Annotated in this window: 8 protein-coding genes; 1 reads left to right on the top strand and 7 read right to left on the bottom strand. The window is 56.1% G+C overall.

The window, feature by feature from the left end:
* Positions 1 to 280: 280 nt before the first annotated feature.
* Both relA and rlmD read right to left on the bottom strand, forming a co-directional pair.
* Entirely contained in the window at positions 281 to 2,521 is a 2,241-nt protein-coding gene (gene relA / locus EDC54_RS14270) for a GTP diphosphokinase (protein WP_132457659.1), read from the bottom strand.
* Between the two features lie 56 nt (positions 2,522 to 2,577).
* Positions 2,578 to 3,930 (bottom strand): 23S rRNA (uracil(1939)-C(5))-methyltransferase RlmD, encoded by a 1,353-nt coding sequence (gene rlmD / locus EDC54_RS14265; RefSeq protein WP_132457656.1) that lies wholly within the window; start codon positions 3,928 to 3,930, stop codon positions 2,578 to 2,580.
* A 93-nt stretch (positions 3,931 to 4,023) separates the two neighbouring features.
* Here rlmD and barA point away from each other — a divergent pair, with 93 nt between their 5' ends.
* A complete protein-coding gene (gene barA / locus EDC54_RS14260; protein WP_132457653.1) occupies positions 4,024 to 6,819 on the top strand; it encodes a two-component sensor histidine kinase BarA in 2,796 nt (931 codons plus the stop codon).
* A gap of 436 nt (positions 6,820 to 7,255) precedes the next feature.
* On the opposite strand, the gene EDC54_RS14255 is transcribed toward barA, so the two are convergent.
* The 5 genes from EDC54_RS14255 to EDC54_RS14235 all read right to left on the bottom strand — a co-directional run bounded on the left by EDC54_RS14255 (position 7,256) and on the right by EDC54_RS14235 (position 13,169).
* Positions 7,256 to 8,401, bottom strand: a complete 1,146-nt coding sequence (locus tag EDC54_RS14255; protein ID WP_132457650.1) for a glycerate kinase — start codon at positions 8,399 to 8,401, stop codon at positions 7,256 to 7,258.
* 219 nt (positions 8,402 to 8,620) lie between these two features.
* Complete coding sequence (gene garR, locus EDC54_RS14250; protein ID WP_268991125.1) at positions 8,621 to 9,535, bottom strand: 2-hydroxy-3-oxopropionate reductase; 915 nt, start codon at positions 9,533 to 9,535, stop codon at positions 8,621 to 8,623.
* Positions 9,536 to 9,594: 59 nt separating this feature from the next.
* Positions 9,595 to 10,365: a 2-dehydro-3-deoxyglucarate aldolase gene (gene garL, locus EDC54_RS14245; protein ID WP_132457644.1), complete on the bottom strand. Its 771-nt coding sequence runs from the start codon at positions 10,363 to 10,365 to the stop codon at positions 9,595 to 9,597.
* Between the two features lie 71 nt (positions 10,366 to 10,436).
* Positions 10,437 to 11,777: a glucarate dehydratase gene (gudD, locus tag EDC54_RS14240; RefSeq protein WP_132457641.1), complete on the bottom strand. Its 1,341-nt coding sequence runs from the start codon at positions 11,775 to 11,777 to the stop codon at positions 10,437 to 10,439.
* Between the two features lie 54 nt (positions 11,778 to 11,831).
* A complete protein-coding gene (locus tag EDC54_RS14235; protein ID WP_132457638.1) occupies positions 11,832 to 13,169 on the bottom strand; it encodes an enolase C-terminal domain-like protein in 1,338 nt (445 codons plus the stop codon).
* Positions 13,170 to 13,479: the final 310 nt, after the last annotated feature.

Raw genomic sequence — 13,479 nt, 5'->3', positions numbered from 1 at the left:
AAGCTGGAGAGGTTTCGTGCGCGATATATTCCAACGATCATTTCCGCAACTGCGTCGCGCCCGACACGGGGCGTCCAATCGACGCCGCCCCGTGACCCCAGTCTTTTACGCGGGAATTACGCCGCTTCGCGGTGCCTTCGGAAATACAGCCATCTGGAGGACCGTCGCTGACGCGTTCCCTACGCGGCAGCGACTTTCGTAGCATCCATGCCACTCATCCTAGATGGCTGTGTTTCCTCAGCGTAATTTTTACGCTTGAGGCAAAACACAAAACCATCATTTACGCCCCCTGCTGGCGCCGCGCATCAATCACATCCGGCAGTTGGTTGAGCTTCGCCAGAATGCGGCTCAACACTTGCAAGTTATAAATCTCGATATCCATATCAATCGTCGCCAGCTGCTGTTTGGTGTCGCTACGGCTGGCGACGCCCAGTACATTGACCTTTTCATTCGCCAGAATCGTGGTGATATCACGCAGCAGGCCGCTGCGATCGTTGGCAATCACTCTTACCACCAGTGAATAGCCGCTGGAGTAGCTTTCGCCCCACACGGCATCCACAATCCGCTCCGGCGCACTGGCGCGCAGCTCGTCCAGCTGTTCACAGTCAGCGCGGTGAATCGAAATGCCCCGTCCACGGGTGATAAACCCGGTGATGTCATCTCCCGGAATCGGCTGGCAGCAGCGGGCGATGTGATGCATCAGATTACCAACGCCTTCAACCACGATGCGCCCGTTGTCTTTACTGTTATTGCTGCGCGCCGGCGGCTGCATGGATTTCTGCGTCAACTGACGCAGCGCTTCCCGATCCTGCTCTTCCGCGCTCGGTTGATTCAACTGCGATTGCAGGAAATTCACCATCTGATTTAAGCGAATATCGCCGCCGCCGATCGAAGCCAGCAGCTCATCCAGCGAGTTCACGTTGTAGCGCGGTAACAGCAATTTCTCTGCGGCTTTCAGGCTGATGCCAAGATGCGACAGTTCATCATCCAGAATCTGCCGTCCCGCCAGAATATTCTTGTCGCGATCTTGCTTGCGGAACCAGTTCTGGATCTTGGAACGCCCGCGGCTGGTCGTGATGTACCCCAGATTAGGATTCAACCAGTCGCGGCTTGGATTCGGCTGCTTCTGGGTGATGATTTCAATCTGATCGCCCATTTGCAGTTGGTAGGTAAACGGCACAATGCGCCCGCCGACTTTCGCCCCGATGCAACGGTGCCCGATGTCGCTGTGGATGTGATAGGCAAAATCCAGCGGCGTCGATCCCGCGGGAAGATCCACCACGTCGCCTTTCGGCGTAAAGACATAGACGCGATCGTCGAAGACCTGACTGCGAACTTCATCAAGCATGTCATTCGAATCCGCCACCTCTTCCTGCCAGGCAAGAAGTTTACGCAGCCAGGCGATTCTCCCCTCATAACCAGAACGGCCTCCCGCCACGGTGCCTTCTTTGTATTTCCAGTGCGCCGCGACGCCCAGTTCGGCATCTTCATGCATCTGCCGCGTGCGGATCTGAATTTCAAGCGTCTTCCCGCCCGGCCCCAACACCACGGTGTGAATAGACTGATAGCCATTCGGTTTTGGGTTCGCGACATAATCGTCAAACTCGTCTGGCAGATGGCGATAGTGCGTGTGCACGATACCCAGCGCGCCATAGCAGTCCTGCAAGCGTTCAACAACAATCCGCACCGCGCGCACATCAAAGAGTTCATCAAACGACAGCGCTTTCTTCTGCATCTTGCGCCAGATGCTGTAAATATGTTTGGGACGGCCGTAAATTTCCGCCTGCACGCCCTCTTTTTTCATGGCGTCGCGCAGCGTTTTGACAAAATCGTCAATATACTGCGCGCGATCGATACGGCGCTCGTGCAGCAGTTTGGCGATTTTTTTATATTCCTCAGGGTGCAGATAGCGGAAGCAGAAATCCTCCAGCTCCCATTTCAACTGTCCGATGCCCAGCCGGTTAGCCAGCGGCGCGTAGATATTGGTACACTCCTTGGCCGCCAGCACCCGCTCTTCTTCCGGAGCATCCTTCACTTCACGCAGATGCGCGATCCGCTCGGCAAGCTTGATCACCACGCAGCGGAAATCTTCCACCATCGCCAGTAGCATACGGCGGATGTTATCAACCTGTTCAGAGGCGCCTGAATCGTGCTGCGTTGCTTTGAGCTGGCGAATGGCATCCATATCGCGCACGCCATGCACCAAATCCACGATGTTTTTGCCAAACGCCTCCTCCAGCGTCGCCTCATCGACGACGTTGGCATCCGCCAGCGGGAAGAGCAGCGCCGCGCGCATGCTGTCGTTGTCCATACTGAGCGTGGACAGGATTTCCACCATTTCGATGCCGCGCCACAGCAGCAGCGATGCATCAGGTTGATTTTGCGTTTGCTTCTCACAGTAACGCCAGGTTTCGGCTAAACGCTCACACGATTGCTGGCTGGCAATGCCGAGTGAAGCAATCCACGCATCAGGCACGAACTCGCCTGCCGTATTCAAATGTGCACTTCTTACCGCAACCATAATCTCTCCCTACGTTACCCTTCACCTTGCGAACGACAACAACATGCGCCTGCGGCTTATCGCGTCTTACGCGTGCTGGAATCACGCAAAAACAGCGCCATCGATTCAAGGTGCCCGGTATGTGGAAACATATCCAACATCGCGACGTTTGCCAGCCTGAAACCTGCCGTCAGTAAAACGTTGCTATCGCGCGCCAGCGTCGTGGGGTTACAGGAAACGTACACCACCCGTTCCGGCGCCAGACTGGCGATTCGCTCCATCAATCCTGCCGCGCCCGCGCGTGACGGATCGAGTAATATCTTATCAAAACTCTGGGCCGCCCACGGCTGTTGCATAACATCATCTTCAAGATTTTGGTGAGAAAATGTGACATTGCCCAGCGCATTGCGCCGGGCATTCTCGCGCCCTTTTTCCACCAGCGCGGGCACACCTTCAACACCGACAACACTGGCGGCGCGCTGCGCCAGCGGCAGCGTAAAATTCCCCATGCCGCAGAACAGATCTAATACCCGATCCTGTGGTTGCACATCCAGCCATGCCAGCGCCTGTGCGACCATCTGCTGGTTCACCGCATCATTCACCTGAATAAAATCACGCGGGCTGAATGCCAGCGTCAGCCCGGCAACGTGATACACCGGCGCCTCGCCATGCAGACAGCGCAAGGTGTCGGCATCCGACGCCAGATAGACCGCAACCCCATGCTGACGAGCAAAATCACGCAGCCGCTGCTCATCGGCATGCTGTAGCGGATCGAGATGCCTCAGCACCAGCAACGGGCCATTATCCGCCTGTACCAACTCGACATGCCCCAACCGCGCCACCGCACTGAGCTGGTTCAGGCACGCGCGCAGCGGGCGCAACAACGCTTCAAGTTCAGGGCGCAGCACCGGGCACGCATCAATATCCACAAGATCGTGCGAGGCCGACTGCCGATATCCCATCAACAAACGCCGCGCTTTCGCCTGAAAGTATAACGCAAGCCGCGCGCGTCTCCGGTAGGCATAGGGTGTGCCGGCGATCAGCGACACGGCAGGGGGTTCGTCCCCCGTTTCCCGAACCATCATGCGCGCCAACGCCGCCATTTTACTCGCCTGCTGTAGCGCAATATCCGCGTGCTGCTGTTGGCAGCCGCCGCAGCGGGTAAAGTGGGGGCATCGCGGTTCAACACGCTGTAGGCTTCGCGTCAGGATGCGTTTCAGTTTGGCGTGCGCGAACTGACGTTTTTCTTCCGTCAGTTGAATCTCAGCCTGTTCTCCCGGCAACAGCCCCGTGACGAACACCGCCTTTCCTTCATGACGAGCGACGCCCTGACCAAACGGGTCAAGTGACGTTGCCGTTACCGTGAGCGTTTTAGCGGGAACCGCTTTCCGGGTCGTCACACGCCGGTTGGGAGAGTAGAATTGCGCCATAATGTACTATCGATTTATCTCTTGAGTTGAACGGTTATACCCGATACATGTAAGGGTGCCCGATATCCTTTAATTCTCCCACATTGGAACCTCATGACCAAATACAGTCTTCGTGCACGGATGTTGATACTGATTTTGGCTCCGACGCTCATGATCGGGCTGTTGCTCAGTACATTTTTCGTTATCCACCGTTACAACCAGTTGCAGTCGCAGTTGGCTAACTCCGGCACCAGCATCATTGAACCGCTGGCGACGATCACCGCTTACGCCATTACCCATCGTCAGACGGAGGCGATCCCGCCGTTGATCAATACGCTTCATCGCCAACACTCCGCGATTATTCGCACCATCAGCGTGTTCGATGCGCATAACCAGCTACTGGCCACGACCAATGTACGCAATAACGTTCCATTACAGTTGCTCAACAACGATGACTTCTCTGGCAATAAGATGCACCTGCATTACACCGATGACGCTCTGATTCTTCATATGCCGATCGCCATTGACAGAGAGTTCGCGCCCCGCGAAACGGCGCCCGCGCAGTCCGGCCAGACCACCCCCATGGGTTATCTGGTGATAGAGCTGGACACCAGCACCATTCGGCTTCAGCAGTATCAGGAAATCTTCATCGCCGCGATCTTGCTGCTGTTGTCTCTGGGCGCGGCGGTCTTCTTCGCTTATCGCCTGATGCGAGACGTCACCGCCCCCATCCGTAATATGGTGGACACGGTCGATCGTATACGCCGTGGCCAGTTGGATAGCCGGGTGGAAGGCGACATGCTCGGCGAGTTGGATATGTTGAAAAACGGCATTAACTCCATGGCGATGTCGCTGACCGCCTATCATGAAGAGATGCAGCAAAACATCGATCAGGCGACCTACGATCTGCGGGAAACGCTGGAGCAGATGGAGATCCAAAACGTTGAGCTGGATCTGGCCAAAAAACGGGCGCAGGAAGCCGCGCGCATCAAGTCGGAATTTCTGGCCAATATGTCTCACGAATTGAGAACACCGCTGAATGGCGTGATCGGTTTCACCCGCCAGACGTTGAAAACACCGCTGAACCCGACGCAAACCGACTATCTGCTCACCATCGAACGTTCCGCCAATAACCTGCTGAACATTATTAACGACGTACTGGATTTCTCCAAACTGGAAGCCGGAAAACTGGTGCTGGAAGATATCCCCTTCTCATTGCATAACACGCTGGATGAAGTCGTGATGTTACTGGCGCATACTGCCCATGAAAAAGGGTTGGAACTGACGCTCAGCATTCAGAATGACGTTCCCCAACAGTTCGTCGGCGATCCCCTGCGCATACAGCAAATCATCACCAACCTGCTGGGTAACGCGATTAAATTTACCGAGCAGGGCAATATTGATATTCGGGTCGAGAAGCGTCGGCAGGAGCAAAACCAGGTGCAGTTGGAAGTGCAGATCCGCGATACCGGTATCGGCATCGCCGAATTGCAGCAATCGCAGCTGTTTCAGGCTTTTCGTCAGGCCGACACCAGTATTTCACGGCGTCATGGCGGTACGGGACTCGGACTGGTCATCACCCAGCGTTTAGTCAAAGAAATGGGCGGCCATATCAGTTTCCAAAGCCAGCTCAACAAAGGGTCGACGTTCTGGTTCCACATTACGCTGGCGCTCAACCCGCACGCGGTTCCCACCGAGCCCGTCTACACGATGCTGCAAGGCAAACGTCTGGCCTACGTGGAATACCATCCTATCGCCGCACAGGCCACGCTGGATATCCTGAGCCAGACGCCGCTGATAGTGAGCCACAGCCCGACGCTGGAGCAACTGCCGGAAGAGGAGTTTGATATTCTGCTGCTCGGCATTCCCGTGCAATATCGCAATACGCTGCTCGATTACATGCCCAGACTGCGTGATGTCTGCCGCCGCGCGCCCTACGTGATGATGGCGCTGCCGAGTCTGGCGCAAATGGATGCCGAACAGTTGAAAACCTTCGGCGTGCATGCCTGTCTGAGTAAACCGATCGCCGCGCAACGCCTGCTGCCATTATTACAGGACAGCACGCTATTTCCCCACGCGCCGCTGACGGATAACGCGGCATCGAACCAAAGTGCCGCTCCCCATCCGGTCCGATTGCCGCTTAGCGTGATGGCGGTTGATGACAATCCCGCGAACCTGAAACTGATTGGTACGCTGCTGGAAGAGCAGGTCGACACCATTATCCTCTGTGAGAACGGGCCGGATGCCATTTCACAGGCCAAAAAACACCACATCGATATCATCCTCATGGATATTCAGATGCCGGGAATGGACGGCATACGCGCCTGCGAACTGATCCGTCAGATCCCCCACCATGTCACCACGCCGATCATCGCCGTGACGGCACAAACCATGGCTGATGAGCGCGAACACCTGCTGCGCTCTGGAATGGATGACTATCTGGCTAAACCGATAGACGAGCAGATGCTAAAAAGCGTGCTGACGCGCCATGCGCGTCAGGATCCGCCAACGCGGGAACAAGGCGATATCTCCGGCCTACTGAGCGAGCATGACGACAGCCAGTTGTCGCTTGACTGGGCATTGGCGCAACAGCAGGCGGCCAATAAACCCGAACTGGCGCGTGACCTGTTGCAAATGCTGCTGGATTTCCTGCCGGAGGTGCGTCAGAAGGTAGAAAACGAGCTGAATGGTCAGACGGATGAAAACATTATCGAACTGATCCATAAACTGCATGGCAGTTGCAGCTACAGCGGCGTTCCGCGCCTGAAACGTATTTGCCGCTATCTGGAGCAACAGTTGTCTAAAGGTATTCACGCCAGCGAGCTGGAACCTGAATGGCTGGAACTGCTTGATGAGATTGAAAACGTCAACAAAGCCGCCCAGCCGCATATCAAACCGCTACACCCGTAATCAATATTCCCGGCATAGCTCTGTCTCTTCGTCACAAGCACAGGAGAACATCGTGGGTTTTGCCGTTATCGGGCGCTGAGGAGGTAGCTGGCTTAGGATGAGCCGCAGGACGCGACGAAAACTTGCGCCACGTGCTGGCCCGAAGGGCGAGCCCCATTTATGGGGCGAGTAATCGTGTCGCAATCGCTCCGTTAAGCCAGATACCGACGAGGGTACCGCGTTAGCGGCATAATTTACGCCGAAAGCCCAGGGGTAACGGGGCGAGCGGCGTTTGAGCCTCCCCGTGTCGGGCGCGTGCTGCGAAGTAGCATGAAATATCAGTATTGTGGCGCACGAAACCGTCTCCGCGTCTACGTCTGCATACAATATTTAGTAAAGCCGACATTATTTAGTAAGGTCGACATTGAATCTAGTCCCTACCAAATCACGATGGCGCTCAGCGCGAGACGGACTGCGCCAGACGGATCGTGGCGGCGATATTCCGCGCCGCCATCCGCACGTTTTCCGCCGCGTTATCCAGCGCTTCTTCTAAAGAACAGATGTTGTAAAGCACGCTGAATACAGCGTCCAGACCATGTTCATGGACGACGCCGACATCTGCCGTCAGGCTGCCTGCAATGCCAATCACGGGTTTATTATACTGTTTGGCGACCCGCGCCACGCCAATCGGAACCTTGCCGTGAACCGTCTGGCTGTCGATACGCCCTTCCCCGGTGATCACCAGCGTGGCATCCCGTACCAGTTCATCCAGCCCCAGCGCCTCTGTCACAATCTCAATGCCCTGACGCAGTTCGGCACCGCAAAACGCCTGAAGCGCCGCCCCCATCCCGCCGGCGGCGCCAGCGCCGGGAACCTGCTCCACCGCGATATCCAGATCGTGGAGAATGATCGCCGCATAATGCTTCAGCGCGCTATCCAGCTGTTCGATCATGGCCGGCGTGGCCCCTTTCTGAGGGCCAAATATCGCCGATGCGCCCTGCTTCCCGGTTAACGGATTGGTTACATCACAGGCCACTTCAAAGCGGCAACCTTTAATTCGCTCATCCAGTTCACGGATATCAATGCTCACCAGCTTGTCGAGCTCGCCACCGCCAAAACCGATCTGCTCGCCCTTATCATCCAGCAGCTTCGCGCCCAGCGCCTGCACCATCCCTGACCCGCCATCATTGGTTGCGCTGCCGCCAATACCGATGATGCAGTGTCTGACGCCGTGATCCAACGCGCAGCGAATCAGCTCGCCCGTGCCATAGCTGGTGGTTTTTAACGGATTGCGCTGTTGCGAAGGCACCCGCTCTAACCCGCTCGCCGCCGCCATCTCGATGAAGGCCGTTTTCTCGTCGCCAGACAGACCAAAAAACGCGTCGATCTTATCGCCTAACGGGCCAGTGACTTTAACATTGACAATCCTGCCGTTGGTCGCTGCAACCATCGCTTCAACGGTGCCTTCCCCACCATCTGCAACGGGTAATTTGACATAGCAGGCATCGGGAAAGATTTCACGAAACCCCTTTTCAATCTGCGTGGCAACCTCTTGTGCAGACAGGCTTTCTTTATAAGAATCCGGTGCGATCACTATTTTCATAAACGGTCCGATTTCATCAACGTTCCGATTGCATCAATAATCCGCGCGCTCATGAAACGGCGCTAATACCCGTTATATTTCAGGCTGCGTGTCCGTTGTTCAAACCGAGAACAAACTGTCCTGCAACGCAAATCGCAGATCCTGAAATCTATTGAGTGGATCAGAATGGTTATCCGCTGGTCGGCTGGCCTCCTGCGCCAGCCGACTCACGGCCATTGGTTATCTTGATACTTCAACTTTAGCCAGTTTCTCGTAGTAACAAGCCAGCGCACTGTGGTCGGCCGATCCCAGATCGTCCGCTTTCAGCGCCTGCATCATCTCCATCACGGCCGCCGTCAACGGCAACTGCGCCCCCACGCCGTGTGAGGTATCCAGCGCGTTCGCCAGATCTTTAATATGCAGATCGATGCGGAAACCCGGTTTAAAATTGCGATCCAGTACCATCGGCGCCTTGGCATCCAGCACGGTACTGCCCGCCAGTCCGCCGCGGATCGCCTGATAGACCAGCTCAGGGTTAACCCCCGCTTTCGTCGCCAGCACCAGCGCTTCCGACATCGCCGCGATGTTCAGCGCCACAATGACCTGATTCGCCAGTTTGGTCACGTTGCCGGCACCAATATCGCCGGTATGTACCACGGAACCCGCCATCGATTTCAGGATCTCAAAACAGCGCTCAAACTGCGCTTTGTCACCGCCGACCATCACCGACAGCGTGCCGTCAATCGCCTTAGGTTCACCACCGCTGACCGGCGCATCCAGCATCGCAATCTCTTTTTCCGCCAGAGCGGCGGCGATTTCACGGCTGGCAAGCGGCGCGATTGAGCTCATATCCACGACAATGCTGCCGGCACGCGCGCCGTCAATGACGCCGTTCTCTCCCAGCACCACCTCTTTAACATGCGGGGAATTCGGCAGCATGGTGATGATGACATCGCTCTGTTCGGCAACCTGTTTCGGCGTTTCAGCCGCCGTTGCGCCCGCAGCAACCACATCTGCGACCGTTTCCGGATTTCTGTCCATCACGACTAATGAGTAACCTGCCTTCAGCAGATTTTTACTCATCGGTTTTCCCATAATGCCCAGTCCAATAAAACCAATTTTCATTGCCCTAACCTCATTGTCTGATGTAGATATCACTTCAATTCACGATAAACCCGCCGCAGAGCGGATTCGATTCGCAGCGGAACCGCTGTTCACTTCTTGTATTTGTCGCTCAGCGCCTGCGTGGCGCTACGGAACACGCCCAGATCGCTGCCGACGGCGACAAAGGTCGCGCCCCACGACAAATAGCGACGCGCATCGGCTTCAACCGGCGCCAAAATACCGCAGGGTTTGTTGTGCGCCGCCGCACGGTCGAAGATGTGGCGGATGGCATTCTGCACTTCGGGATGATTCGGCTGGCCGAGATACCCCAGCGCCGCGGACAGATCGCTCGGGCCGACGAATACGCCATCAACCCCGTCAACCGCGATAATGGCATCCAGATTATCAAGCCCTTCCTGGCTTTCGATTTGCACCACCACGGTAATGCAGTCATTAATTCTGGCGAAATAGTCCGGCTCGGTGCCATAACCGTTGCTGCGATGCGCCACGGAGACGCCGCGGATCCCTGCCGGCGGATAGCGGGTAGAGGCCACGGCGCGCGCGGCCTCTTCCGCCGTTTCCACAAAGGGGATCAGGAAGTTATTGAACCCAATATCCAGCAACCGCTTGATAATGATCGGTTCATTGCACGGCGGGCGCACGACGGGCGCACTGTCGCTGCCTTTCAGCGCCATCAGTTGGGGAATGAACGTCAGGATATCGTTAGGCGCATGCTCGCCGTCCAGCACCAGCCAGTCGAATCCTGCCAGTCCAAGTACTTCAGTTGAAATCGGGTTGCCCAGCGCACACCAACAACCAATCAACGTCTTCCCCTGCTGCAAATCTTGGCGAAAACGGTTAGGTAACAGCGGAGTCTTCATTTTTTATCCTCGGTCATTCCGGCGCGGCGTCGTCCATCGAGGCCGCACCCTAAAAGCGGAAAATCAGCACGTTAGCGCACCAGACACGGACGCTTGTTATCAAACGTCCACTCAGGAATAAGGTACTGCATGCCTACCGCATCGTTACGCGCGCCTAATCCCATGTTTTTATACAGTTCATTCGCTTTCATTACCTGATCCATGTCCAGTTCGATACCGAGCCCCGGTTTTTTCGGCACCGCCACCATACCGCCGACAATCTGCAACGGTTCTTTTGTCAGACGTTGGTTGCCTTCCTGCCAGATCCAGTGCGTATCGATCGCCGTGATCTTGCCCGGCGCCGCCGCCGCGACCTGAGTAAACATGGCCAGTGAGATATCAAAGTGGTTATTGGAGTGAGAACCCCAGGTCAAGCCCCACTCGTGGCACATCTGTGCGACACGGACGGAGCCTTGCATCGTCCAGAAATGCGGGTCGGCCAGCGGGATATCGACCGATTGCAGAGAAAAGGTGTGACCCATCTGTCGCCAGTCGGTGGCGATCATGTTGGTCGCCGTAGGCAGCCCCGTCGCACGACGGAACTCCGCCATCACCTCACGACCAGAGAAACCTTGCTCCGCGCCGCAGGGGTCTTCCGCGTAGGCCAACACGCCGCGCAACTGTTTACCCAAGCGTATTGCCTCATCCAGCGACCAGGCTCCGTTTGGATCCAGCGTGATACGCGCCTGCGGGAAGCGCTTCGCCAGCGCCGTTACCGCTTCCGCCTCTTCGCTACCGGCCAGAACGCCGCCCTTCAGTTTGAAGTCATTGAAACCGTATTTCTCATACGCCGCTTCCGCCAGACGCACGATGGCTTCCGGGGTCAGGGCCTCTTCATGACGCAGGCGATACCAGTCGCATTTCTCGTTACTCTGGCTCTGGTAAGGCAGATCGGTTTTATTGCGATCGCCGATGTAGAACAGGTAACCCAGCATCTCCACCGCATCACGCTGCTGGCCGTCTCCCAACAGCGAAGCCACGCTGACATTGAGGAACTGCCCCAGCAGGTCGAGCATCGCGGCTTCAATCGCCGTCACGACATGAATGGTGGTACGCAAATCGAAGGTCTGTAAACCGCGGCCGCCAGCGTCACGCTCGGCGAACTGTGCACGCACGGCCGTCATGACGTTTTTGTACTCGCCCAGCGTTTTACCGATGACCAACGCCGAGGCCTCTTCCAGCGTCTGGCAAATTTTCTCGCCGCCGGGCACCTCACCCACGCCAGTGTTACCGGCGTTATCTTTCAGAATCACGATGTTGCGAGTGAAATAGGGCGCATGTGCGCCGCTCAGGTTGAGCAGCATACTGTCGTGACCTGCAACCGGGATCACCTGCATATGGGTAATCACCGGCGTTGAACGTTGCAATGTCATTTTCTTGTCCTGTCTCTCTAATTGTTTATGTCGGAACAAATTGTTTATGTCGGGTTAGCGGCCAAAAACCGGGCGCTTGCGATCAAATGTCCAGCCGGGGATCAGGTACTGCATGGCGGCGGCATCATTACGTGCGCCGCTCGGTAATGTCTTATGCAGCTCATGGGCTTTCATGACCTGTTCCATATCCAACTCAATCCCCAGACCTGGCCGCTCCGGCACTTTGATTTTGCCGTTGACGATTTGCAGCGGTTCTTTAGTCAGATGCTGACCTTCCTGCCAGATCCAGTGCGTATCAATCGCCGTCGGGTTACCCGGCGCCGCCGCGCCCACGTGCGTAAACATCGCCAGAGAAACATCAAAGTGGTTATTTGAATGACAACCCCACGTCAGCCCCCACTCATCACACATCTGGGCAACGCGCACTGCGCCGTGCATCGTCCAGAAATGCGGGTCGGCCAGCGGGATATCGACCGCCTGCAACATTACGGCATGGTTCATTTCACGCCAGTTAGTGGCGATCATATTGGTCGCGACCGGCAGCCCGGTGGCGCGGCGGAACTCCGCCATCACTTCACGACCTGAGAACCCTTGTTCGGCACCGCAAGGATCTTCCGCATAGGTCAGAATGCCCTTCATGTCTTTGCACAAATCGATGGCTTCATCCAGCAGCCAGGCGCCATTGGGATCGACCGTAATGCGGGCATCCGGGAAGCGTTTCTTCAGCGCCTTCACGGTATCGATCTCCTGTTCACCCGGCAGTACGCCACCTTTGAGTTTGAAATCTTTAAAACCGTAGCGGTCCGTCGTGGCTTCAGCCAGACGCACAATCGCCTCGCTGTCCATCGCCTGCTGGTGACGCAGGTGATACCACTCGTGTTGACCTTTTTCACCCGGCAGATAAGGCAGATCCGTCCTGGTACGGTCGCCGATGTAGAACAGGTAACCCAGTACCGTCACTTCGTCACGCTGTTTACCCGGCCCCAGCAGTTCGGCAACCGGCACGCCCATGAACTGCCCCATCAGGTCGAGCAGCGCCGCTTCCAGCGCGGCGACGGCGTTAACCCGGAGTTCAAACGTCCAGGCCCCTTTGCCGAAGGAGTCAAAATCAGAAGACTGGTTGCCGACATGGATGTCATGGACCAGACGGTTCATGCGGGCGATTTCTTCCCCCTTCACACGAGGAATCGCCTCAAGTAGCGTGTTATAAATGACCTCGCCGCCGGGCGCTTCACCGACACCGGTATGCCCGGCGCTGTCGGTCAGGATGACGAGATTGCGCGTAAAATAAGCGCCGTGCGCGCCACCGATGTTCAGCAACATACTGTCATAACCCGCGACGGGGATGACTTGCATATCGGTAATCACAGGCGTTGCCGACAAGTTTCTCATGATACGCTCCCGTCACCGACTGAGTGGAAGACGCTGACTGTTCCGATGTTTGCCATCGTGCAGGCTCGCACTGAGGCTGATGAAAAGAATGCGGTTATAGAGAAATAAAAAACAGATGGTGCACCAGTAGATGATTTCATATTGTTTTCCTACTTTATTAGCGCGACCTTGTTTTTACTCTGCGTTGAAATAAAGCGTGCTTGTAGGGGTGCCAGAATAAAAACAGGTTTACTTCCTCGATACAGGAATAAAACGGTGGAAAAAGCGGTGTGATAATCCATCTCGCTTTATCAACCTCAGGAAAAAGTAT

Origin of the sequence: Samsonia erythrinae, from assembly GCF_004342665.1 — a bacterium.
Classification (GTDB): Bacteria; Pseudomonadota; Gammaproteobacteria; order Enterobacterales; family Enterobacteriaceae; genus Samsonia; species Samsonia erythrinae.
This window is presented reverse-complemented; position numbering and strand designations above follow the sequence as displayed.